This window comes from Brevibacillus sp. AG162 (assembly GCF_006715575.1).
GTDB classification, from domain to species: domain Bacteria; phylum Bacillota; class Bacilli; order Brevibacillales; family Brevibacillaceae; genus Brevibacillus; species Brevibacillus brevis.
In genome coordinates, this window is the sequence record NZ_VFNO01000001.1 from 579,782 (window position 1) to 604,110 (window position 24,329).

A 24,329-nucleotide genomic window follows, 5' to 3' on the forward strand; every position below is an offset into this window, starting at 1 on the left:
TACAGCATGAAAGAAACGTATTCCGGTACCCATGGGCATTTTTACGACCAGAATGGAAGGGAACTTCCCGAGTGCATTGGCTTCGAGCTCTCCGAGGAATTTGATAAGGGTGAAAGTAAGAGGGCTGGGAAGCTTCGAAAAAGACATCGTGTACTGGCATCATCGGTTAGCATGACAGCTACGTTTGAACGTACATCGGATATCCAGCAACTCATCATGGAAATCGCGGCAAACCCCGAAAAGAAAGTGAATTTCATTGGGGAACTCGACGACAAAGTTGCTGGTAAATATCGAGTTGCAGTGACTGGTTTTTGCCCTGACTCACTGTCATTAGCAAAGTGGAGCCACGGTGAACTAGATGAAGATACATCCCTGGAAGGTACAGTTGACGACTACGAGTTTATTTAAAAATACCAAGGCTATCCCAAGGAGGAATCTTGAATGAGTCAGTTTTTGACGATGGAAGACTTTTTGAGCATGAATACAGAAGAAATCGTGAAGGACGTATGGGATTGGAAAAAGAAAGGCGTCAAGCTGCCGATCCGATCGGTTTCCGGTGAAGTGTATTTCAAAGCAAGAAAGGCGGCGTTGAAAGTCTCCGTATCCGGTAGGAAGAGTAAAGCAGAACGGAAAGTGGAGTTTGATGACTTGCGTTTGAAATCAGAGATCATCATTGCAGGTATCGATACGGATCGTACAGATTTTCGCATTGATTCTCAACAAGTGCTTGCGAAGTTCGGTAAGATTGCTGCTGTCGATGTAGTCCCTTGCATTTTCAGCCCGAATGAAATTGATGCACTTCATGAGGCAATCTCTAAGATCAGCGATTTCACGGATGATGAGGAGGCTGAGGAAGAGGTAAAAAACTCATAAAAGAGAGTCCTGAGTTGGCTCTCTTTTCTTATATCTGGCAAGAGAAAGAAAGGCTACCGTCAGAAATTCTATGCCTACCAGAACGCGAAAAACAGTTCGTCTTAGTTTCTACAGCCATGGAAATGGAGCGTAAAGCAGAGCAGGCAAAGAAAATAGAACGGCAAAAGGGTCGGCGGGTAAAGGGGTGGAGGAGATAACCAATGGCAGCGACAACAACTCTTACCTTTGAAGACAAGATAAGTCGGCAACTCACTTCTCTCCTGCGTTTGCTCGGCAAAACCCTAGATGCTTTCGATGATGTGGAAGATGCTGCAAGTGATGTGGAAGATGCGATTGAAAACATGGATGACGGCGCAATCAGGGAAATGGAACGTGCCTTGGATGACGCTTACGAGCAAGCAACAAGACTATCCCGGGAGCTTTCTGATGTAGATCAAGAAGCCAGTGCAGTTGATGGTAAAGGGGCTTCAAGGCTGGAAAGAGCCCTCCGTGAAGCTGCAAAAGCTGGTGATGAAGCAGCAGCATCACTTGAGCATGTAGATGCCGTAGCAGGACACCTTGAGGAAATTGGCGGGCTGGCAACAGCAGGAGGCGCGGTCGTTACAGCCGGATTGTCTACGGCTGCTATCGCTGCACATGACATGGATCAAGCTCTTGGCATTTTACAGGCGAATGTAGGTGCTACTGACGCTGAAATGTCGAGCTTGGCAGAAAGCGCCAAAGGGGTTTTCGCATCAGGTCTGGTAGAAACGCCCTTGGAAGCTGCTGAATCGTATGGAAGGCTTCGCCAACTTTTAGAAGGTACAGACGAACAGATCGGGAAAGTGGCTGAAGGTGCTCTCGCACTTGAAAAGGCTTCTTTCGGTAATCTCGATCAAGCAAGCATTGCAAAAGCGTTGGATATGATGCAGGGGCAATGGGCTACTGACCCAATTAAAGGATTGGACATGATAACGGCAGCTTACCAACGAGTGGGTGACAAGGCAGATGATTTGCTCGATACAATCTGGGAATACTCACCACAATTCGCGGAGGCAGGTATCAGTGCTGAAAAAATGATGGGGATGTTCGTTGCAGGAGCTGAAAAGGCATTTAATTTTGACAAGCTGGGAGATGCATTCAAAGAGTCGTTCGGTATTCGATTGAACAAAGCGCTGGATGAGAAAGCCCTGGGTGCTCTTGAAGGTATTTTCGGTGAGGATAAACTGTTCAAAATGCTCGATCAAATCAAAGCTGGGGGAAAAGAAGCAGAAAATGCGATCATGACGATCACAGCAGGGATTGCTTCTATCAAGGATCAGAAGCTACAAGATGACGTCCTGGCAAACGTCTTTGGAACTCAGTATGAAGATGTTGGACGGGATGCTTTAATGTCCATGCTTAATGCTGGTCCACTTGAAGATTTTGCAGGAAAAACAACAGAAATAGTTGGTCAAGTTTCGAATGAATGGCAAGCGATGGCAAACGAAATGAAGTTGGCAATTGATCCGATAGGTGACTCCGTATTAGAAGTGGCAAAACCAATTGTTGGTCTTCTTGCGAAAATTGCTAAAGGGATTGGGACCTTTACAGAAGAGCATCCATTTATCACGAAGGTAGCTGTTTCGTTTTTGATGGTGGTAGCTGCACTCGCTTTATTAGTAGGTCCATTGATCTTCCTAGCTGGCATATGGATGCCAGTATCAGCTGGTTTTGCAACAATGACTGGGGCAATGGCTGGGTTTGGAATCGCATCAATAAGTGCGTTGTGGCCTATTCTTCTAGTAATAGCAGCAGTGATAGCATTAATTGCCGTTGGCTGGTGGCTCTATGAAAACTGGGATATGGTCAGTGCCTATTTGGTAGCAGGGTGGGAATGGGTAAAATCAGCGGGTATTGCAACCTGGGAAGGACTCTCTGCGTACTTCGGGATGGTCATTGATTTTTGGAAAGGGTTGTTCACTGCCTTTATCCAGTTCCTCACAGGTGACTGGTCAGGGGCATGGGAGACAATTAAGGAAACTTTTTTCAACGCCTTTACTACGATCGACGGCTGGTTTGATGGGTGGATAAGTGGCTTGTTTGATAGCGGCAAAAAAATCATACTGACAATCGTTGACGGGATCTTATCAGTTAAGGACGAAGTAGCAAATGCTATTGCCAGTGCATTAGAATGGGCTGATCAATTCCTACCGCATTCGGATGCTGAGCTAGGCCCTTTTTCTCGCTTAACAGATAGTGGGATGGCTATTCCTGAAACTATGGCAAACGGTGTTGAAGCCTCAGGTGATTCATTAGCTGCAGCGCTGGATAGCACTTTTAGTCAGGTTCCAAGTTATACACCTTCTATAGCAAGTGGAACTCAGGCACAGTATACAAGTTCAAGTGAGCAGCTAACTTCTTTTTATATTGATTTCCGTCCCACTATTCAATTGACTGTGCAATCAACAATAGAGAATTCTGAGGAAGAATTAGAGAGCTTATGTGAGAAGATAGCCGATTTGCTTGCAGAAAAAATCGGACACGTATTAGCCGGTACAGGTTCTATCGTGCTTGAATAAAAGGAAATATATTCTCATACGGAAGCTTTCACGTGTTATAATCTTCCATATACAACAGAATCGGCTCCTCAAGGGTGGTCGGCTCATCTCCCATGTCGGAAACGGGGGGAGGTGACGCCTGTGACAGTGTTCCAAGCATTGACGTTGATGATTTCATTCGCAATGCTCGTGGTAGCGATCCTGTCTTTCCCCAAAAAGAAATAGACCTCCCTTGGGTCCAAATCCGGAGAGGTCTATCTCTAGTTAATCCTTGAGCCGCCCCCATGTAGGGAACGTCTGTTGTATAGGCCGTAGGTGCTGGAACACCTGCGGTCATTTTTAGTGTAATCCAGTTATATAACTTATATTACTGGATTTTTTCCATTACAGCAATTGTCAATCAAAATTAGGCGTTTGTACTTAAGTAGGCTACGAGATTTATAAAGTAGAAGCACACTCAAACGGGTGTGCTTTTTATCTTTTTATGTTGAGAGGGGAGATATAGAAACAAGTGAAATATAAGCACCTTGAGTTCTGGTTAGCCTGGAACAATAACGTTGAAAAGCTTCGTCTTCCTGTCATTCCACCAAAAATAACAGTAAAGATCGGGCATAGCTACATCGATATTGAACTGGTTGCCATTGGGGAGGCAACTATCATTGGAGAGTCGACCTTGGAAGAATATTCTTTTTCTACGTTTTGGCCTGAGACATATGATCCGGGGGTGTGTGAATACGATGGTTTTCCGTCTCCCGAAGAATTTGTGGAGACTTTGAAACGTTGGAAAAATTCGGGTTACCCGATTCGCTTTACAGTAACAGGAAGTGAACAAGATATTATCAATGTTCCAGTGACCATACGGGATTTTAGCTTCGAATGGGACGGGTTTGACATAGATTTCAAGTTAGCATTGAAAGAGTATCGGTTCGTGACCATGGAGAGTACCGAGGTGAGTATTCCTTTCCAAACAACAGGTAAAGGGAAGCGACCGGATACACGAAAAGCGAAGGTGTCAGCCACCAAGAAAAAAGAAGAAAAAAAATCATTGGTTGACAAGTACCATTCACGCAGATAACTCGGTGCTGGAAGGGGAGACGAATGCTACCAAAATATCATTACGAAGTTCGATTTCAAAAGCCGGGTAGTAAGGCATTTCACCTTCCTTTTTCGGAGGCAACATGGTCCGGAAGTCGGCAGGAGGCAAAGCGTACTCTGGCTGTTAAAACCAACAATGGACGGGATCGCTTTTGGCCTGATGTGAATGTAGAAGAAGGTGACCTAATAGAGTTGATTTCTTTTATGTCTGGCACTCCTCGCTCGCTTTTCACAGGAATGATTGTTGACTTAGGAAGGACAGCAAAAGGAGATATCAACGCAGTAGCATATGATTTCGGCTTTTATTTACTCAATAACGATGTAGCTATGGTTTCAACAGGTGAAGCTGCCGATCAGCTTCTAAAGCGCATTTTCGCGCAGCATGGCATTCCCGTTGGAGGCATAGGAGCGATGCCTGCCGTGGAAAAACAAGTCATTCGCGGAAAGAGTATATGGGATGCAGTTGGAGACGTCCTCAATCAAGTATTTCGCTCTACTGGTGTTCGGTATTGGTGCTGGATTGACCAAGGGAAGATTTATGTCGGAACACAGCGAGGGCAAACGATTCAGTGGAAAGTCCAACAGGGAAGCAATCTATTAAACGCTGAACGTAAACGATCAATTGCAGACATGAGAACAGTTGTAAGAGTGGTCGGGAGCGACAGTGAATACATTTCTGTTTTACATGATGAAGTTGATTCTACCAACGCTAAACGGTACGGACATCTTGTTAAGGTTATAGAAATACAAGATGAAGACCGGGGAAACAAAATTGAAGTGGCTAAGCAAGAATTGCAGAATCTAAGCCGGGTCAAGGAGCAGGCTTCCGTTACTTCATTAGGAATCGATGACGTCATAGCTGGGACGAAAATTGAAGTCTATGAGGAGATCACGAAGCTGCAAGGGGTGTTTACTGTTTTCGGCGACAGCCATACGATACGACCTGGTTACCATGAAATGAAACTCGATTTGCAGATGGAGGTGAATGGAAAGTGAATGGCTTTCAAAAGCTTGCTCAAGTTCTTTCAGGTGCCAATCAAACACAAGGAGCTGGCGGGGCAAATCCACCCCCAAAGGATGTACGAATAGAGTTGGCAACTGTCATTAAGCCTCCACCCGATTTGAAAATCTTGATAGATGGTATGAAAGAACCAATTGGGAAGGAGTTTATTACTGTCTTAGAACATTTGACGAGACATACACGAATTGTCACGATTACGCATCAAGAAAAAGCAGAGCGTGATCTGGGTGACATGAAAAAGGAAGATTTTTTAGACACGGATGACTTGGCTGCGCCGTTTACCTCGTTCAAACATAACTATTTGTTACTGCAATTTGAGGACGTTTTGAAATTGAACGATAAAGTACACGTGTTATCTGTGGACTCCGCATATTACATCCTAGATAGGGTGAAACGCCCATGAGTATTTTTCCGGTTTTCCCAGTGAAAGAAGATAGTTCCACACAAGAACTACGGCCCATTAAAAATGTGCTTAGAACGTATAAGTTTGATTTTGAAACAGGGCAGTTTGCCGTGCGACCTGACGGCAAGTCGGTAATGATTGACGGAGAGGAGGCATTACTCCAAAAAGCCACAAAAGCATTACGTACTGATCGCTATATGTTTTCTATTTATTCCTCAGATTATGGGAATGAACTGAAAGAAGTGATTAGGAGTGATGGATCGAGAGCGTGGAAGCAGGCAGAGGCTAAGCGGTTGATTCGGGAAGCTTTAGAATATCTGCATGGGATAGAACGTTGCGAGAATTTCTCTTTTGAGTGGGTAAGTAACACCATGAAAATATCCTTTTTGATGATTACTGAGGAAGGGGTTTTGGAGATGAGTATCAATGTCTGAAACTGATCTTAGCTTTCTGGAAAGCTCAACCTTCCAGCAAGTTTTATACGAAATGCTTCTCACCGTCCCAGAAGACCTGGACAGAAGTGAAGGTTCAATTATTTATGATGCACTTGCACCAATTGCACTAGCCTTATTCAGACATCACAAAGAACGTGGCAAGATCATTGAACAAGCTTTTGCTGTAACTGCAACGAGAAAATATCTTGAACTGATGGCAATAGATTATGGGTTAGCTCAAGATAAAAATGAACCAACAGAGGATTTACGCAATCGTATATTGCGCCATAAACGTAATCCTGAACGTGGTGGAGCGATATCTGACTATGAGCGTTGGGCGCTGTCAATACCTGGTGTGAATTATGCGAGAGCACTTAACTTGATTCGAGGGATCGGCACTGTTGACTTAGTTGTTGGCGGTACGATCCCTAATTTATTGGAGACAGTTCGGGCACTAATTGATCGTCGAAAAACGCCTGGGCTTGATCTTGTCGTGCGTCTTGTCAGTAAACAAACCATCCCTATTAAAGTTGTGGTAACAGGAATAGACAAGGAAAAAGCCCGACAAGCAATACTGACATATACCAGTTCAATTGGTGTTGGGGGGACGTTGTTCTTAGCACAGATATTTGCTGTGTTAGTTGGTGCTGGTGCAACAGATGCCCAAATTCTTTTGCCAACAACCAGTATTACACTAAGGGCAGATGCACAAATTGAGCCGGTGGTGACAGTCGAATGAGTGAAGAGGGGGTTAATGCCCTAATGTATGAGTTGCATAGTGACTATAAAAAAAGTCGGCATATGCGTGCCATTATGAGTGCGGCTGCTGACTATTTGCCAGTGGATAGCGACATCTGGAAAGCGTTCTTTCTTCATCTCATGCATAAGGACTCCTTAGAGCTCTGGAGGCGTGAATTAGATGCCGCCGATGATGAGGACCTGCTTGCAAAGCTGAGAGCAACCAATGGCAGGATGACAGTAGAATCCATTCTCTCACAAGGGTATGGTTTACAAGAATCTTATCGCCTCATGCCTGAGGATGGTGTTGAACTCTCTGAGTTTGGAGTAATGGCAGATGGTTGGGAATTTGCCCCGTTAACAGCAGTCATCTTTACAACGCCTGAGACACTTGGTGTAGCACAAGGAATTGTCAAATTAATGGGACCAGCAGGCTTTCGATATTTATTTTCGATTGTGTTATCTCACAAGATCGAGTATGAACGAGGATCGGCAAGTCAAAGCATGGATAGATATGGGGCAATCCTTACCACTGACCATGGGGATGATGAGCTGAGCGGTAAGGAAAAAATGACAACCCACTCGCGAACCCATTATTCAATTCAAAACATCAAACATGACCGCACGAGTTGGTGGTCACCGAATGTATTTTTTACGGATGACGTAACGTTTGCTGACGAAGTGTTCTATATTCAACAATCAAAAGTTACGAAAACAATATAGGGGGTGTAGGAGTTGCCTTCAAAAACAAGTGATGTAAAAGGCATGAAAACGTATCAGACCTTTAATCTGTTCAAGGACAAGAATGTGTTTATCGCTGTGGGAAAAACGTCTCCGTGGAATCCTGAAAACCCTGAGAAGGTTCCAGATGTCTCCTATGGTCAGACGATGACAGAGATTGTTGCGTTGAAGCGAGCTGACCAAGTGAAGTTTGTAACGCCAGATGATACAAATGGAACGATCATACAACTTGGTCAGAAGTGGCGCATCATTGAGGAAGTTGAAGCGCGGGCAATTGATTGCCGTTGGCTATATGTACAGGCGTGGTTGAGGTATGACGAGTTTCCGATATGTAATTATCGTCAAACAGGAGTATATGCAGGCACGATCTTGGTAGATGGGTTACCAGTAAATAAACAAGTAGTCAAACCGGATGAAGTGAAGGATATGGGTTTCTTGTTAGCTGTGACGAATCAGTCGCCACTGCAACGGGAAGTCACCCATCGGGAAAGCATTGAGTATATCTTGGAGCTGTAAAGGAGGGTAACGATGGCAAAGGAAGTATACAACCGATTTGATCCAACGAATAGATGGAAGTCTGTTGATTTTGTCGGCGGTCGCCGGGTTCAAACTGCTGAGCTAAACGAAATGCAGGCTATGTCACTCTATCGGGATAAGCAAATAGGGGACGTAATTTTCGGATCAGGTCACATCTTAGAGGGCGGGCAGTTATTGATTAATAAGGAGAAAACGCTCGTCATCGTATCAGCAGCACGGGTATATCTAGGGGGAATCATCCACGATGTACCGGAAACAACACTGACGATAAAGGGAACTGGAGAGGAAAGCATTGGGTTGCGGGTCAATCCACAAACAATCACATACGAAGACGACCCAACCCTGTATGATCCTGCGGTTGGGTTTTTTAATTATGGCATGCCTGGTGCTCAGCGAACCATTTTGAAACCGACTTGGGTAGTAGATGATCCAGAAGCAACTCATATGTATCGGCTGGTGAACGGGGATCTCATCACATCCAAATTACCGCCTGAGCTCGAAGGATTTACCCCGATTCTAGCTCGTAGAAGCTACGACACAAATGGTTCATTCTTGGTCTCAGGAATGGATGGATATATTGAGCCGAGGGATGCAGCGAACGTAACGCTCGTAATCGACGCGGGCAGAGCCTATGTTCTTGGATATCAAATTGATAAGTTGGTTCCCCTGCGACTTGCAATTCCCAAAGCACTCGACACCCGTGTGGTTGTTAACGAAACGAAGACGTATCTGTCTAATACATCCTTTTACCCGCTAAATTCAAAGCCTGTGAAAGCTTTACAGACAGTTACAGCAACAGTTGAGAAGACACAGACAATTACCCGTGGAAATGTGGCAGGAACCTCAGATCTTTTACCAATGACGCCTGTTGTAGATATTGTTTCGGTAAAAGCTGGCAGCACAAATTATGTCAAAGGGACAGACTTTCAACTCTCAGGCGATGCCGTAGACTGGTCATTGGCAGGTGCTGAACCTTCAGGTGGGACGTCATATACAGTCACGTATCGCTATACAAAACTTATGGTTATTGGGACAGATGTAACGTTGGATAACAACGGGGTAAAGTGGCTTGGTAGTGATCGGCCAGTACCGAACTCGACTTTCCAGACGACCTATGAGTTTTTTCTCGGGCGGAAAGATGTTTACTACCTTACTTACCAAGGCGAAGTTCATGTCATACATGGTCAGTCAGACATGAATCCTTACCCTCCTTCTTCACCACCCGATGTCTTAGAACTGGGAGAGCTTTATCTACCCCCAAATTCAAATGCTGTTGTGGTTTCGAATCGGAAACCCAAACGATTGACGATGCTCGAGCTGCGTTCTCTCCTTGATCGTTTAGAACGTGCAGAGTACAACCAAGCTTTGGCAGACCTTGATCGGGCGGCGCAAAACTCTGATCCGTCACTAGCGAAAAAGGGTGTTTTTACAGACAACTTTACCAATTTTGAACGCTCCGATGTTACTCATCCTGACTTTGATGCAATGATTAACCCGCGTGAAAAAACGGTACAGTTAGCAGTTGAGAATAGTTTTATAGAAATGCAAGTAAATCAGGCTGCATCTACAGTGCGATTCCATGAGCGGTTAATTACATTGCCATATACCGAAGAGGTCCTCATTGATCAACCTTTTGCAACAGAAACCATGAATGTGAATCCATATCAAGTCTTCGGGAATTTGGCCACAATTCGATTAACGCCTTCTCATGATACATGGGTGGAGACGTCAACTGTTACACAATCAGTTTGGGGATGGTGGGCGGATTGGAGATCGACGGGAACGACTCGGACTGAAACAAAGGTCATTTTAGATGAACAAGTTCCATTCATACGGCAGCGTGAGGTAACAGTGGTCGGGGAAGGTTTTGAACCGAACAGTGACAATATCAAGGCTACATTTGATGGCATCCCGGTAAACCTTACTCCGATAAACGGATCGGCAGCCGGCACACTGCCCAACACAGTGAGAGCGAATGCTCAAGGACGATTCAGCTGCACATTTATGATCCCAGCTAATGTACGCACAGGAACCCGCGAAGTCTATTTCTGGAACGAGGTGTAATGATGGTTACCAAACAAAATGAAGCGAAAGCGTCTTATGTAGGGACTGGTAGGAAGCAGGTGGTCGAGCAAACGTTTTGGCAGATTCCATCTTGGCGACTGACTGATCCACTTGCACAAACCTTTATGCTCACAGATGAGCGGTTTGTGACATCAGTTGATTTGTACTTGGGTACGAAGGACCCGGTTGCAGATTTAACCGTACAACTTCGTACAGTAGTGAATGGTTATCCTTCAATGACGATCTTATCTTCAGTCGCAATCAATTCTTCTCAAGTGAACCTATCCAATGATAGTAGTAGGGCAACAAAGGTAAGGTTTCCAGAGCCGATTTTACTACAGGCCAATACGGAGTATGCGATCGTGCTTCTGACACCTTCTAGTCAATATAGAGCGTTTGTAGCGCGAATGAGTGCACAAGACCTCATGTCTAGGAAAACTGTTTCACGCCAGCCATATGACGTAGGTGTACTGTTTTCAAGTTCCAACGGTTCGGCATGGACAGCACACCAAGACTCGGATTTGAAGTTTAAGCTTTATGGAGCCAAATTTATGAACGATGCAAAGCTCCAATTCAATCCTGTAACTGCCAACCAAGTGACTCAACTTGTCCTTTCTGCAAGTCAACTTGTACCTCGAAATTCGGCGCTATTGTGGCAATACTCCATAGATGAGCGAAATTGGTATGCGCTTGATGATCTGGATGTGACATGGTTAACGCAGCCAACGAACAAGGTGCATGTACGGGCTTTATTTAAGACATCTGGTTCGTCACCAGTCGTCCAGTCAAGTGTAAGTCTAATCCCGATGGCTTATAAAAAGAACGGCGTATATTTGAGTCGAGAAATTACAGCAACGGCCCCGTTTACGAAAGTTACTGTATACGTGGAGTTGAGTACACCAAGTGGTACGTCACAGAATGTTGAATATTCCATTGATGGTGGAAAGACGTGGACTGCTATGGGATCGGCAACCGAACAAACGCCTATTGATGACGAGTTTACGCGATTGAAGTTTGAACGCACTGTTTCATCCTCCACAAAGCTGAGGATTCGGATAAAGCAGAACACAACTGTGATGACAATAACTCCGAAAGCGCGGTCATTGATGGTGCATACCTCATAAGGATGTGACGTAGATGAAGAATCGTATATCTATCGATCCAAGCGCCCCTGACAGTCTTTTGACAGGGGCTAAAATAATTAACGAAAACTTTGATCAAATAGATTCAAAACTTGATCAAATAGATTCTAAAATAGAGCAATTTGATACTGTAGCAAGGTCAGAAATAGCTTATCTCCATTGGAGGGCAGGTATTAATGAAAAAAACATTTTGGAAATAACTCTTGAGTTGGAGACCTTAAAAGGGGCAATTTTAAACGGTTTGACAAACAATATTTATATTGAATCATTTATTGATATAGAAGATGTCACCCTATTGAACGGGGCTACAAAGCATGACAGCACGAATAAGAAAGTGTATCTGGCATAGAAGGGAGGAATAATCTTGTCAATTATTACAAAAGCCTACGAAGCCCTGGGAGTTGGGACGGTGATATCAAACGCTGTTTTGAAAAAGGGTGACGTAGTAGTTACCTTTGCTACTTCTGGGAGCAGCGGAGTAGACGTAACCGCTACACTAAGCGCAGGAAGTATGACCCAGAAACATACCCACGCGTACAACACTGCTGGCGGTACACCCGATTCAGTTTGTGCCAGAATATATACCGTAGATAATGACGTAACAGCAAACATTTCGGTGGGCGGAAACAGTCAGTCTGGCCAGATTACAGTAGTATTCAGAAATGCCCAAATTGTGGACTGGGATAGTACAGGTTACGCGACTGGTTCACCCGCCCAGTCTATTCCAACAGGGTATTCAACACCTGGTATGGGCGTTCTGCTGGTAAACCGCTATACTCCACCTTCAAATCCGCCCAATTATACTTGGATGACGAATGGGTCAGCTTCTGTTGGTTACTTGGACAATATTTCGACTCAGTTGGCCCAGCCTCCAGCGTTATCACATGGCGGGGGGACCTATTCTGCGATTATGGCTCTTATGCTTGCACCAGTGAATGCAGCCCCACACGTGCCCTCAATGAACCCAACGGGGACTCTTGCTGCTCCAGCAGTACTAGCCACGTTGACACCTACACTGAACTGGTCATTTTCTGACCCAGACGTTGGGAACAGTCAGAAGGCGCGACAACTGAAAATATACGACGGGGCAACACTTATTTATGACAGTGGTAAAGTAGCCACAGGTAGCATGATCTTTACGTATCCATCCAGCGGGGTAACCGCTTTGCAGCCTGACAAAGTATACGGTTGGGAAGTCATCGTATGGGACAACCACGACGCCGCAAGCCCTTATTCTACTCGTCAATACTTTAAAACAACAAAAGCACCAACGGTAACTCCTAAGAGCCCGTTAGGGACAGGTGCCTTACCCTTAATGATAAGCCAAACGCCACGCGTACAATGGTCATATGCAGACACTGAAAATCATGTGCAAAACTCCTTTCAGGTAAGGATAAAAAGAGCGTCTGATGACGGTATTGCTCACGAAAGCGGACTTATCATTTCTACGAATACGTATTATGACGTACCAGTTGGTGTACTTGCAGCAGGAGTAACGTACTACTGGGAGGTACAAGTTAGAGATTCGACTAGTATGGTTAGTGGATTTTCGAAAGGGCAGTATTTCGTTATCAACGTACCTCCAGCCAAACCCATACCCGACCATATCCCAGACACGCTGCGGGTGGGGAAGCGACCCGTTTTCGAAGCAACAATAAATGACGACGTAGAAAACGACGCCCAGGCATTCATTTTGCAGTTGGCGACTAACAATGCGTTTACCGAGAACCTTTTGGATTTCAGAAGCGACTTTAGGATAGAGGGCTGGGAAGCCTTCGACGGCACCGTATGGGACGCTTTTCAACCTGGCGGCAAAATCCGGCCTGCGCAGCTAGTAAGGGACTACGGTTTCGAAGGAGTTCTCGGAGGAATTTGGAAATGGGACGTAGGGCCGCTGGGTACGGGCGACAAAATCAACAATGCGCACGAACAAAAGCGTAACGGAAACTACTCACTACGAATTGTTGCAGCCAGCGGAAACAATATCGGCGTACAGCAGGAATTAAAGGGCTGGAAACCAGGGGATAAGGTAACTCTAGACGCTTACGTTAATATCACGAACTACACAGCTGGAAGGCTGAACGTCGATTTAGTGGCGTATGACGCGAATGGTAAGAATTTGATAGATACATCCGGTATCGTCGCTGAAGGTATTACGACCGGCTTTACGAAAATTTCAGACGCCAGCATAACGATACCAGCAAACACTAAGACTTTACTGGTACGGGTTTTTGTAGATGGTACACCGAATATGACGGCATACATTGACGATGTAACGGTATCAATAGATGGGGTGAAGAAGTATAACAAAGTTCGCTATACCATAGGGGTAGACGCTTACTACGGAGAACCGCTTACCGAAGGAAAGGCTTACTACTGGCGAATGGCTGCGAAGGATGGCCTAACGGGTACACTGTCAGAATGGACAGATCAGCAGACGCTTACAAACCGATTGGGGACAAGTGGGAAATGTGAGAATGCAGCCGATTGGGGCGCGTACAATTGCACCGTTACAACGGATACGACAAACAAAGTAGATGGTAATGCCAGTATTAAGGTAACGGCTACCAATAAAAATGTAGCCGCAGCTTATAAGGACGTAGGAGGATGGGAAGCGGGCAAGTATTACGTAATTCTAGGTTTTATTAAAAATGGAAACGCGGAAAATGGGGCGCGTATTATACCGAGCGGGCCTACATATAGTGCTAGCTGGCAAATCTATGACAAAACGAAATTTAATTTCTACTGGTGTAAAACCGCACCTACGACCGACTATCCTGGCAATCTGGATTTAGGTTTTACACCGACCGAAGCAGGTCAGTACGCCTACTTTGACCAGGTAAGGGTGTATGAAATCTCGAAGGCTGAATATGAGCTGATTAGTGTTGATCCGTCATGGAGTGGCGAACTGCTGGCCCTGCGTTACCCGTATGTCGATGATACACAGACCATCCTACGAAAAACGAGTATACGCTGCGGAACAACTCTGGCATTACAAACAAAACCGATCAAGACGACGGCCCCTGTAGATCGAAGCGTATTTTCAAAATTTGCGACGCTACCTATTCACGTACCAGCAGTGAAACGGATAGAAAACACCGATTCAAGAATTACGTACAGTAGCGGCGGGCTTGCCTGGAACAACATTAACTATGTAGACGCTGGAAGCAGCCAGGGAACAATTGCATACGTAGCAGGGGTAGCCGGGGCCTGGGCCGAGCTGTCTTTTATCGGTACAGGCATTCGCTTTGGCAGTTGGTTAAGCCCTTGGTACGGGCTGGTAGATGTTTATATAGACAATGTGTTGGTTAAAAGCGTCAGTCAGTATGTACCTGAAGGGTACGTAGGCAATACCAAGCAGCAAGTCGTTTATGAAAACACTAAACTACCCTATGGGCCGCACAAAATTAAAATCGTCAATCGAAATGAAAAAGCAGACCCCGCAGCACTAGGGATGAGCTGCGCCCTGGACTTCTTCGAAATCTTGGACACAAAGGCTCCAGCCGTCTTAACTGTCCAATCTTCAAATAATGCAAACGACGCAAACCCGACCTGGGAGGATGTAACGGACGTCTTTTTATCTGGAGACTATTTCAGATACAAGAACCTGATTAAAACCGCACCTGACTGGGGCTTGGCGCTAAAGATTATGGTAGATGCAAAAGAACGGCTAGGTGCGATAGAAATTGACGGTTTCGGGATCAGTTACGAATAGGAAGGTGCTAAGCCATGGGCAGACACTTAAAACAAACCGATTTGGCTCAACTACGTACAAATGAGCAAGCAAAGGTAAATATAGAGCTCCAGTCGGCTTATGAAGCGATAGCTGCATTACATAAGACTGTCGAGGTATTGCAAAAAGAAGTTCAAACATTAAAAGGGGGTGATAAATGATGGTGGTAAAATATATGATTCCGGTTTATGCCTACTTAGTAAAATGCGGCTGGTCACTAGAACCGACTGGGACGGAAGCAGAAAAAGTAATTCCGGAACCCTACCGCTTACCTGTAGCTGAACACTTGGCTACTGTACAAACAACTTAACGCCTTCTCTCAAAAGAGCGAAGGTGTTTTTTTATGGGGAGCTGCTCCTTCTCCCTTGAGACTTTCCCGGAACCCAGAGCGTCTTATCTTTTAAGAATGAATCAGGGGAGGACATTACATGAATGGTGATATTGGATTCACATGGGACTGGGGAAGTTTTCTTTGGTTAATCATTTTCGTATGGCTGCCAGTGAGTGTAGTCACTTATCTTCTCATACGAACATGGTTCAAGAAAAAAATGAGCGAACTAGAGAAACGAATCGAGAAACTTGAACAAGAAGGTTCAACAAAATAAGGATTTCATAGGGGAGCTGCTAACGCGGCTCCTTTAATTTTTGCCCCGTGGGGGTGAGGAGAAGATGAGCTGATGAAATTTCTTCAAAGCCTAGAAAACGTAGCAACCCCAGCAAACGCTTGGGCGACAACAGCGGGTGCAATCGTGTCGCCCATTTTTCATTATCTATATGGAACGAACCGCCAAGACATCCTGATTGTGCTCTTTTTCATGATTGTCTTGGATTGGATCACAGGCATTTCCGCAGCAAAAAAAGATCAATCCTACTCATCTGATTATGGGTTGTCCAGAATCCCACGCACAATGTTCCTCTTTGCTCTACCAGCCTTAGCGAATCTCTTAGATCGCGTCATGGGCACGCCAGGCTTTTTGTTTTACGGAGTAACGTTCGGTCTCATTTACCACACGTGGACAAGCCTGACAGCCAATGCACATCGCGCAGGCTGGCCTATGCCAAGGTCGGTTGAAAAATTGGTCGGATCAGAGATCAAAGAAAAAGCAGAGCGTGCTGCACGAAAGGAGACAAAATAACGATGAATATGACTATTCCAGGCGCGCGCGTTGTAGACGTTCGATCCTCTTTGCCACGCCACAAAACGCTAAAGTATGGGCGTCGCAAGCAGACTGACATAAGATCGGCAGCCCTCCACCATTCAGCTACAAAAAGTGGATCTCCAGAAGCGTTCGCAGGCTATCATGTAGGCACTAACGGATGGCCGGGCATTGCCTATCATTTTGTGATTCAAAAAGACGGCGTAATCTATTGGTGCAACGATCCAGAGGCAATTTCCTACCATGTTGGCAACAGCAACCGTCATGCGCTAGGGATTTGCCTTGTAGGTGATTTCCGGACACAGCAACCAACCGCAGCACAGCTCGATGCGGCGAATCGCCTGATCCAGCACCTGCAGGTACAGATTCCTACAATGAAGCAGGTGTTTGGTCACCAGGAGTACCCCGGCTACGCGTGGAAAAACTGCCCCGCATTCCCAATGACCACATTCCGAACAAATTACGCACAGTTCTTTCAAAAGGCTGTGGGTAAAGTGGACAAGCCACAGCAAGTCCCGGTTGCAATCAGCCTGAATGGCTCGCTGTTATCAGTGACTGGTTTCCTAAAGGATGGCGTGTCCATGCTACCTGTCAGAGCGGTAGCCAATGCTGCAGGTGGAAAAGTGGAGTGGATTGAACAGAAGAAGGACGTTCGTGTGAACGGAAAAGACCTTAACGAGAAGATCATAGCAGGATCTGCTTATGCTCCTGCTCGTGAGCTGGCTACAGCGCTTGGCTTACAAGTTGAATGGGATCAAGCAACTAGAACCGTTGGATTGAAAGGAAGTGTTTCTAAATGACGCTTTTCACCAAGGAGAAGGAGCTGGTTGATCGTTATAAACTATTGCCAGCGCGGATAAGAAACGGATTTGCATTGGTTGGCGGAAAACAGACATGGTCATGGTTGGTATCGCTGATGTATCGCTATGTGCGCGAACGTACATGGAAAATACAAGACAATACTGAATAAAAGACGTAAAAGGCGAAGCATTCTAAGCGTCTTATTGCTAGCAAGTGCAGGTGCTAAAAGAAGCTTACCATACGTCTCTTTGAATGATGCTGAAGTTATATCAAGCTAAATATTGCACAGACCCTCTCTAAGCGTAATTTACTAGAGGGTCTACTTTGCATACATATGTATAATCCATTTCAAGCAACATTGAAGTTGTCTAAGTAAGTATTTTTAATCAGAAAAAATAATTTACATATAAATGAAATCGTTGTAAAATTAGCAATAAATCCCATATAATCTTCAAAGTGTAATTTGTGGGATTAAAAACATAAATTGTGAAGGGGTAGTAAATTAAATGTCTATTAGTGTGTCTCAAAGTGGCTTTTCATCAAAAAACATTCAAGGAATGTATACAGCTAAAAATGCTGCTGTGGCTCAACCAAAAGAAACAGTAACCCAAGGTTTAAAAAACAATGAAACTGACGCTGACAAAGTCCAAATATCTTCTGAGGCACAACAACTTTTTGCAGCTCGTTCAAGTAAACGTGAGCCTGGAACACTTAAAATAGGAGATAATTTAATTACATGGACAATGGAAAAACGCGTGATACATTTAGATAATGATAAGGACCTTAGAAATGCTATTAGTGAAGATATAAATAATGCTGAGAAAATCGCAGATCAAATTAGAAGCGATTATAGGGCGGAATACGGTAAGCGATTGGATATATCATCTGACTCTCTAACTTGGGAAATAATCGGTCATATCTATCCAGGAGAAATAGCAAAAGCACTTAAGAAAGTTGATTTTTTAATTCCAGATTCAATCTCTGAAGGATTAGATTCAATCATTAAACGTACAAAAACAATAGACATGGGGGAAAAGGGCAAAGATGAAAATAGAGAATTATGGGATGAAATGGCTGACCTACCTAATTGGGTTCAAGATACAGTAAAAGAGGCGATAGATCTAGTAAATTAATGATAGAAGAAACATGTTTAAAGCGGAATCTCTTTTCTATTTTTATTTGTAGAACGAAAGAGTTATAGCTATAAAGGAGGGAAACTATGCCGGCTTTTCTTAAATGGTTACTATTCATTGTGCTATTAATTGGAAGTAGTATTCAACTTTTTCTTGATTTGCTTATGGGCGCAGATATTCCGGTAGTACTTGATGATGGGGAGTTTATTAGGTTTATACAGTATTCTGGCGTATTGTTTTCACTATTTATAGTTTTCTTATCTTTACAACGAAAAATCTCAATACTGATCATCAATACTTTTGTTCAAATCATTATAGCTGGTTGGTGGTCAACTAGTTTAGAATCTTCATTAGAAATGGAAACAAGAGTAGACGAGCTAATTTATAGCAGCCTAACGGGATTGGGCAGTTCGATGCTAATAATTACTTATTCCCTTGTTCTTTTAGTTAAATTACTGAAGGAAACCGGGAAAATCAAACTATAATGGCTTTATATACTTAAACGACTCAGCTTATTGTTTGCTTTGGATATTACTCATGTATAGGCCCTCCTTTGGAGAAATCCAGGGAGGGTTTTTAATTTTTATTTGAGGTGCTATAATTTTCAAAAATGTGTAATTTTGGTTGGTATAATTCGAAACATACATGTTGAATTGGAAATGCTCTGATTTCAGTGAAAACCATTGTAGCCTTGAGGTGGAACAAATATGACAAATTGGCACCGACTAAATCCTGGAGACGTAATAAATAATGACGTATTAAGTGAAATATTTAAATGCTCTACACAAGGTGGAATGAGAAGAGCACTAAAGACGAACTCATTAATTATAGTCTCTAATCACGTTGAATCCCTCTATGATGATCGATGGATAAATGACGTACTGCACTATACGGGAACGGGCAGGCGAGGAGATCAAAGCATAACACATACCCAAAATAAAACCCTAAATGAGTCGAATAATAATGGGGTTGAAGTTTACCTATTCGAAGTGTTTAAAGAGAAAGAGTACACCTTTCGAGGACGGGTTCAGTTAGCAGGTGACCCTTATCAAGAGAAACAACCAGATGATGACGGAAAGATTCGCAAGGTATGGGTTTTTCCCGTGACATTGATTGGTACGGGCAAAAATTTTAAGCCATCTGAGGAAACTATTAGACATGCCCATGAAGTTCATGAAAAAAAAGCTCGGCGTATGTCTTTTAATGATCTCGAGAAAAGAGCGAAAAATGCGAGAAAGACATCCTCGAAGAGAAGTGGTACTGTAACTACATACGATCGTGATCCTTATGTTGCTGAGTTTGCAAAGAGACGAGCCGAGGGTATCTGTCAACTATGTGAAAACCCTGCACCCTTTCATAATAAACACGGAGAACCTTATCTTGAAACACATCATGTTGAATGGCTAGCAAGAGGCGGGGAAGATAGCACAGGTAATACAGTTGCTCTTTGTCCCAATTGTCATAAGAAGATGCATATCCTAGATCTAGCCAATGATGTAGAAAAGCTTAAGAGAAAGGCTTTGGAGGAAATCAGTTATGAAACAAATTGAAGTCGTAGGGGCTGTTATAGTGAATGAAAGCAAACAAATTTTATGCGCGCTACGATCTCAAAATATGAATCTAGCCGGCTTCTGGGAGTTTCCCGGGGGAAAGATTGAGCAAGGTGAAGATCCCAAAAAAGCGTTGTATAGAGAAATTAAAGAAGAGTTATCATGTGAAATAAAAGTAGGCGAAATGATCGAAGAGACGGTTTTTGAATATGATACCGCTACTGTCCACTTAAGAACCTTTTTATCGACAGTATTGAATGGGGACCCTAAAGCTCTTGAACATGAGAAGATTGCTTGGGTTTCTGTATTAGATCTAGATCAATTAACCTGGGCACCAGCGGATATTCCAACAGTAGATAAATTGAAACAGCTACTGCTCCACTAAAAAAAGTGGGGCTTTTCTTTTTTCATCACCCGTCATAAAATAAGAACAAACGTTCGCGAAAGGGTGATTAACATGGAGATGATCAACACCGTTATAGATGGCAAACTCCAAGCTGTGCCTGTGTTATCCAACAGTCATCTTGTCGTAATGAGTAAAATCCGTTCTGGATCATGTCCAGGATACGCCCCCGACATTCTTCAGGATCTAATCGATGCTGGATTGGTGGAGGAGACTTCAAATGACCTTATTGTATGAACATCACTATGAGCATGTGGTGACTCCGTTGCTACCGATTGATGCAGATTTGATGGCTGAAATGTATGTCATTATCTATGACTCAGTAAGCAAAGATTTTGCGATCGCCGTCAGTTGGTATGAGAAATGTATTCGTAGGGAATGGGGAGTAGTCAAGAACATCGACCGTGATGAACGGAAAATCAAACTTATACGGGACGATGGCTGCTGGTGGATTCCTATCGATAATTTACTTCAAGTTGAGCGGGTGTAATTAACAATGATTCAACCTGACCAATGGCGAGAAATCCTACATGAATCGATCCTGTATGGCTTGCTGTTTAAGGCACTAGCGATGGATGCACAAAAGCTAAATCAAGATCAACTAAAAATGTCATACCGTCCGGTGTTGGATACCATTTCAATGTGGGCAGAAAGGAAGCATTACGAATATCGCAGCCAGTTTGGGGAACTGGGCGGAAAAATTCACGTTCAGAAAACGACTGATGGTTTATTATACTTTGTTCTTGTGACTGTACGTGGCCGACAGGAAGAATGCATTTATAATGTACATCACTTAAAAGCTGAATGTCAGGTGCGGCTTAATAATTACCTATACGACGCCAAGCAGCAAGCGAACGGGCATGTATAATATGTACCAATGGATTAAAGTAGCAAAAAACCCGCCAAGTGATAACGAGTGGGTTATTTTTGTTACTTTATTTACTATGCTCTATTACTTCAAATGATTGCTCACAAACTTTATTTGTCACATAGTTTTCGTAATTTATAACTTAGTTGGAAATGTTTTGTCGAAAGATGAAGGTGAGTAAATATCATATGAAATCCATTAGAACCGAAAATGTTTTGTCGAATTAAGTGAAATAATGTCGAAACATTAAACTTTATCAAGATATAAGATTGGTAGTAATATGATGAAGCTAAATTGTAAGTATTTGGAGGGACATTTATGGGGTTATCTCGTAGCGAACGTAATGAAGACAGAAGAGATGCAAGATTAGCACGTCGCGAAGCTTTAGAGGTCAAAGCTGCAGCAGCAGCAAAAAAAGTATCCAAAACTGCTAGTAGTACCCAACAAAGTAATACCAACGCAGCAAAGACATCCGTACAAAAAGCTAGTGTAGATAAAGTTGACATTAGTCAAGCCGCAAGAAATTTAGCAGCTACGGTGCCTAAACAAGCTCAAATATCAAATAACACAGGAGTAATGCATGGCCCACCGATTCCACCGAAGACTAGTAGTACCAAAACATCAAATAACACGGGAGCTATGCATGGTCCACCAATTCCACCGAAGACTAATAGTACCCAACAAAGTAATACCAACGCAGCAAAGACATCCGTACAAAAAACTAGTGTAGATAGAGTTGACATTAGTGAAGCGGCAAGAAATTTAGCAGGTATGTTGCCTAAACAAGCTCAAACATCAAATAACACAGGAGTAATGCATGGTCCACCAATTCCGAATAAAAATGGAAAGACGTGGGGTGAGGCAGGCAGTGAAGCTGCAATTAGCACTACTGCTGGAACAGTGGTAACTACCTCAGTTGAAACTGGTGGACAAGCCTTATTAGGTAATTCGTCCCTTCCAGGACCAATATCGAAAATTATTGGAGTAGGTGTATCAACTGCCGATGTTTATTACGATGGGTCCGCAAAACTATCCAATGGGAGCACGAACTTTGGAAGTACCAAAACTCTCAGACAGTCGTTTATAGAGGCTAGTTCAGGGGCAATATTAACTGAATTAGTCTCAACTCGATTATTGGCAGCTGCTACAGCATCATCGGCATTTTCGCAATATGCACCGCAACACTCTAAATCTCAAGTATTTGTATTAGGACTTACTACAAGTTATCTAGTTGCAACTACAGATTCGAAGATTGGATTATCATCAACATTAGGCGAGAAGGCCGAAAAAGAGATTGAACGGGTAAAACAAACATTAGGCGAGAAGGCCGAAAAAGAGATTGAACGGGTAAAACAATCAGGTAATAAAATTAATGAGTATATTGAGCGCGGTAATAAAAAACGTTACAGTGATTTTTCAGACAAAGAAAAGCAAGCAATTGATAAGGCTATGAAGAATGTAGCCGATCAAAATGACAAAATACTAAAAGCAAAGGAAAAATGGGAAGACGCTAATCGTAGAGGTGATGAAGCTGAAAGAAAGAAAGCAGAAAAAGATGCCAGAGATGCTCGGAAGAATGGTGGGAACATAAGTAAAGAAACGAGCATAGATCGAGTTAAAGAGTTGAATGATCAAATCAGAAAAGAGAAAGCAAGATACAATGCAGCTGGAAATATAAGGGATGAAAAAGATAGAAAAAGGATTCAGGACGAAGCACGTGAAAAGGCTAACAATTTAAGAACTCAAGGTGGAACATTAAGATAATATTAAAAAATAGTAGCACCTTCTGTTTTTACAGTAGGTTATAATAACGAAAGTTGACTAGTTGGAGGAATATTATGGGTATACCACGTCATCTCAGAATCATAATTCAAAGTTTATTAGTGGTGAGTTTACTGCTAGGCTGCTCTCAAACGAAAATAGCAGAAGAGACGAATGAATTATTGAAATATGAAGATAAAAATAATAAATTTACTATTTCATATCCAAAAGACTGGACTGTTGACACAACGCGGAAAAATGTAAATGTTCTGTTTAACTCGCCAAAAGAGAGTGAACAAGACGTTTATACAGAAAATATAACCGTAAAGGCGTTTACATTGCCAGAGGAAGCTACATCTCCTATGGAAAACTATAGAGATGGAATGATTGAGACTATTAAGAAGCAGACACCTGGTATTGAAGTTCTTAATACTTCCGACTTAACAATAAATGAGCTTCCAGCTCTTCAGATCCTTTTAAGAGAAAAGCGAGATAATGTAGATTTATCGCATCAAATGACTGTTGTATTTAAAGGCAATATGGGATATGTACTAGGATTTACCTGCTTAGATGGAGAGCTTGACAAATATTCCGCAACAACGGATAAAATAATAAATTCTTTTAACATCATCAATTGAAATATTTTTAATCCATCAGGTAGTAAAAATATGTTTCTCCCAAATTTGAATAGGTATTTTCTTTAGACCCTTCGAGATATGTTAAGTAAAGTCGTCGGTAATGATATCATTGGGAACCTCACCCTGTCATAAAAAGGGTAGCGTGCTGCTTTCTTTCATCAAACAAAAGAGCCCTTCGGATAAGAGAAGGGCACTTTGATTTTTTATTCCTTCATTAATAGATCTAAAATAGGAGCGATTTTATTTAAGTAATTATCGGGTGGAGTCTTGCGATCATGTTCCCAGTCGAACAGTGTACGTTCATGTACCTCTAAAAGCTTAGCGAATTCCCTCTTTGTATACCCATGAAATAAACGTGCTTTTACTATGCGTTCCCCTAAAGTTGATTCCGGCAGTTTCTCAAAACAACCGAGAAAAGCAACTGAGACACCAAGCACTTTGGAAAGTCGTCTTAGACTAGGAGGCGATACTTTCAATTTATTAGCTTCTGCTAATCCAATTGTTCTTGTACACAATCCTGTGGCAGCGGCAAGATCAACCAAGTACATCTGTTTTGCTGTACGTGCTGCTCTAAGACGGCCACCAGGACTATCATCTATCATGTCTATAAATGGAGAAAAGGGTGTTTCCTTTTTGTATGTTATTCCAAGGGTATTATCTTCAACCTTGTCCTTGCGGATTCTACGGTACTCGAGAGAAGCAAACCTGCTCATGCTCT

Annotated in this window: 30 protein-coding genes; 29 read left to right on the plus strand and 1 reads right to left on the minus strand. The window is 43.2% G+C overall.

Annotated elements, in window-relative coordinates; translation table 11 throughout:
• Nucleotides 1-6 precede the first annotated feature (6 nt).
• From FB479_RS02845 to FB479_RS02965, 29 genes are all read left to right on the plus strand, one after another.
• Entirely contained in the window at nucleotides 7-408 is a 402-nt protein-coding gene (locus FB479_RS02845; protein WP_142062256.1) for a phage tail tube protein, read from the plus strand.
• A 33-nt stretch (nucleotides 409-441) separates the two neighbouring features.
• Nucleotides 442-873, plus strand: coding sequence for a phage tail assembly chaperone (locus tag FB479_RS02850; RefSeq protein WP_142062259.1), 432 nt, complete (start codon nucleotides 442-444; stop codon nucleotides 871-873).
• Between the two features lie 200 nt (nucleotides 874-1,073).
• Nucleotides 1,074-3,413 (plus strand): phage tail tape measure protein, encoded by a 2,340-nt coding sequence (locus FB479_RS02855; RefSeq protein ID WP_142062262.1) that lies wholly within the window; start codon nucleotides 1,074-1,076, stop codon nucleotides 3,411-3,413.
• Between the two features lie 126 nt (nucleotides 3,414-3,539).
• Nucleotides 3,540-3,617, plus strand: a complete 78-nt coding sequence (locus FB479_RS31195) for a putative holin-like toxin (RefSeq protein WP_370511674.1) — start codon at nucleotides 3,540-3,542, stop codon at nucleotides 3,615-3,617.
• Nucleotides 3,618-3,903: 286 nt separating this feature from the next.
• Entirely contained in the window at nucleotides 3,904-4,467 is a 564-nt protein-coding gene (locus tag FB479_RS02860; protein WP_142062265.1) for a hypothetical protein, read from the plus strand.
• Between the two features lie 23 nt (nucleotides 4,468-4,490).
• Nucleotides 4,491-5,483, plus strand: coding sequence for an XkdQ/YqbQ family protein (locus FB479_RS02865; protein WP_142062267.1), 993 nt, complete (start codon nucleotides 4,491-4,493; stop codon nucleotides 5,481-5,483).
• Nucleotides 5,480-5,911, plus strand: a complete 432-nt coding sequence (locus tag FB479_RS02870; protein WP_142062270.1) for a DUF2577 domain-containing protein — start codon at nucleotides 5,480-5,482, stop codon at nucleotides 5,909-5,911. The genes FB479_RS02865 and FB479_RS02870 overlap by 4 nt, the downstream gene beginning before the upstream one ends.
• Nucleotides 5,908-6,345, plus strand: coding sequence for a DUF2634 domain-containing protein (locus FB479_RS02875; protein WP_142062273.1), 438 nt, complete (start codon nucleotides 5,908-5,910; stop codon nucleotides 6,343-6,345). Before FB479_RS02870 ends, FB479_RS02875 begins: the two co-directional genes overlap by 4 nt.
• Nucleotides 6,338-7,084, plus strand: coding sequence for a baseplate J/gp47 family protein (locus tag FB479_RS02880; protein WP_142062276.1), 747 nt, complete (start codon nucleotides 6,338-6,340; stop codon nucleotides 7,082-7,084). Before FB479_RS02875 ends, FB479_RS02880 begins: the two co-directional genes overlap by 8 nt.
• Nucleotides 7,085-7,107: 23 nt before the next feature.
• Entirely contained in the window at nucleotides 7,108-7,806 is a 699-nt protein-coding gene (locus tag FB479_RS02885; RefSeq protein WP_255438257.1) for a hypothetical protein, read from the plus strand.
• Nucleotides 7,807-7,818: 12 nt separating this feature from the next.
• The gene (locus FB479_RS02890) at nucleotides 7,819-8,340 is read left to right on the plus strand and encodes a hypothetical protein (RefSeq protein ID WP_255438258.1); all 522 of its coding nucleotides are present in this window, start codon (nucleotides 7,819-7,821) and stop codon (nucleotides 8,338-8,340) included.
• A gap of 12 nt (nucleotides 8,341-8,352) precedes the next feature.
• The gene (locus FB479_RS02895; protein WP_142062282.1) at nucleotides 8,353-10,425 is read left to right on the plus strand and encodes a DUF4815 domain-containing protein; all 2,073 of its coding nucleotides are present in this window, start codon (nucleotides 8,353-8,355) and stop codon (nucleotides 10,423-10,425) included.
• Entirely contained in the window at nucleotides 10,425-11,549 is a 1,125-nt protein-coding gene (locus FB479_RS02900; RefSeq protein WP_255438259.1) for a hypothetical protein, read from the plus strand. Before FB479_RS02895 ends, FB479_RS02900 begins: the two co-directional genes overlap by 1 nt.
• 13 nt (nucleotides 11,550-11,562) lie before the next feature.
• Nucleotides 11,563-11,916: a hypothetical protein gene (locus FB479_RS02905; protein ID WP_142062285.1), complete on the plus strand. Its 354-nt coding sequence runs from the start codon at nucleotides 11,563-11,565 to the stop codon at nucleotides 11,914-11,916.
• 15 nt (nucleotides 11,917-11,931) lie between these two features.
• Entirely contained in the window at nucleotides 11,932-15,282 is a 3,351-nt protein-coding gene (locus FB479_RS02910) for a glycoside hydrolase family 78 protein (RefSeq protein ID WP_142062288.1), read from the plus strand.
• A gap of 14 nt (nucleotides 15,283-15,296) precedes the next feature.
• Nucleotides 15,297-15,461, plus strand: a complete 165-nt coding sequence (locus tag FB479_RS30335; protein WP_185746319.1) for a hypothetical protein — start codon at nucleotides 15,297-15,299, stop codon at nucleotides 15,459-15,461.
• Nucleotides 15,458-15,610 (plus strand): CD1375 family protein, encoded by a 153-nt coding sequence (locus FB479_RS30340; protein ID WP_185746320.1) that lies wholly within the window; start codon nucleotides 15,458-15,460, stop codon nucleotides 15,608-15,610. The genes FB479_RS30335 and FB479_RS30340 overlap by 4 nt, the downstream gene beginning before the upstream one ends.
• Nucleotides 15,611-15,728: 118 nt before the next feature.
• The gene (locus FB479_RS30345; protein ID WP_164724554.1) at nucleotides 15,729-15,905 is read left to right on the plus strand and encodes a hypothetical protein; all 177 of its coding nucleotides are present in this window, start codon (nucleotides 15,729-15,731) and stop codon (nucleotides 15,903-15,905) included.
• A 72-nt stretch (nucleotides 15,906-15,977) separates the two neighbouring features.
• Nucleotides 15,978-16,436 carry a phage holin family protein gene (locus FB479_RS02915; protein WP_142062291.1) on the plus strand — a complete coding sequence of 153 codons (459 nt, stop codon included), beginning with the start codon at nucleotides 15,978-15,980 and terminating at the stop codon, nucleotides 16,434-16,436.
• Nucleotides 16,437-16,438: 2 nt separating this feature from the next.
• Complete coding sequence (locus FB479_RS02920) at nucleotides 16,439-17,257, plus strand: N-acetylmuramoyl-L-alanine amidase (protein ID WP_142062294.1); 819 nt, start codon at nucleotides 16,439-16,441, stop codon at nucleotides 17,255-17,257.
• Nucleotides 17,254-17,427 carry a hypothetical protein gene (locus FB479_RS30350; RefSeq protein ID WP_185746321.1) on the plus strand — a complete coding sequence of 58 codons (174 nt, stop codon included), beginning with the start codon at nucleotides 17,254-17,256 and terminating at the stop codon, nucleotides 17,425-17,427. The genes FB479_RS02920 and FB479_RS30350 overlap by 4 nt, the downstream gene beginning before the upstream one ends.
• Before the next feature lie 337 nt (nucleotides 17,428-17,764).
• A complete protein-coding gene (locus FB479_RS02925) occupies nucleotides 17,765-18,391 on the plus strand; it encodes a hypothetical protein (RefSeq protein ID WP_142062297.1) in 627 nt (208 codons plus the stop codon).
• A gap of 86 nt (nucleotides 18,392-18,477) precedes the next feature.
• Nucleotides 18,478-18,876, plus strand: coding sequence for a hypothetical protein (locus FB479_RS02930; RefSeq protein WP_142062300.1), 399 nt, complete (start codon nucleotides 18,478-18,480; stop codon nucleotides 18,874-18,876).
• A 222-nt stretch (nucleotides 18,877-19,098) separates the two neighbouring features.
• Nucleotides 19,099-19,941: an HNH endonuclease gene (locus FB479_RS02935; protein ID WP_142062302.1), complete on the plus strand. Its 843-nt coding sequence runs from the start codon at nucleotides 19,099-19,101 to the stop codon at nucleotides 19,939-19,941.
• Complete coding sequence (locus tag FB479_RS02940; RefSeq protein WP_142062305.1) at nucleotides 19,928-20,326, plus strand: (deoxy)nucleoside triphosphate pyrophosphohydrolase; 399 nt, start codon at nucleotides 19,928-19,930, stop codon at nucleotides 20,324-20,326. The genes FB479_RS02935 and FB479_RS02940 overlap by 14 nt, the downstream gene beginning before the upstream one ends.
• 238 nt (nucleotides 20,327-20,564) lie before the next feature.
• The gene (locus tag FB479_RS02950; protein ID WP_142062311.1) at nucleotides 20,565-20,834 is read left to right on the plus strand and encodes a YolD-like family protein; all 270 of its coding nucleotides are present in this window, start codon (nucleotides 20,565-20,567) and stop codon (nucleotides 20,832-20,834) included.
• Between the two features lie 6 nt (nucleotides 20,835-20,840).
• The gene (locus FB479_RS02955; RefSeq protein ID WP_142062315.1) at nucleotides 20,841-21,212 is read left to right on the plus strand and encodes a YhjD family protein; all 372 of its coding nucleotides are present in this window, start codon (nucleotides 20,841-20,843) and stop codon (nucleotides 21,210-21,212) included.
• 318 nt (nucleotides 21,213-21,530) lie between these two features.
• Nucleotides 21,531-22,976, plus strand: a complete 1,446-nt coding sequence (locus tag FB479_RS02960) for a hypothetical protein (RefSeq protein ID WP_142062318.1) — start codon at nucleotides 21,531-21,533, stop codon at nucleotides 22,974-22,976.
• Nucleotides 22,977-23,050: 74 nt separating this feature from the next.
• A complete protein-coding gene (locus FB479_RS02965) occupies nucleotides 23,051-23,611 on the plus strand; it encodes a PsbP-related protein (protein WP_142062321.1) in 561 nt (186 codons plus the stop codon).
• Between the two features lie 203 nt (nucleotides 23,612-23,814).
• Here the strand turns inward: FB479_RS02965 and FB479_RS30820 are convergent, their stop codons facing one another.
• On the minus strand, nucleotides 23,815-24,324 hold the full coding sequence (locus FB479_RS30820; RefSeq protein ID WP_255438284.1) for a helix-turn-helix domain-containing protein: 510 nt from the start codon (nucleotides 24,322-24,324) through the stop codon (nucleotides 23,815-23,817).
• Nucleotides 24,325-24,329: the final 5 nt, after the last annotated feature.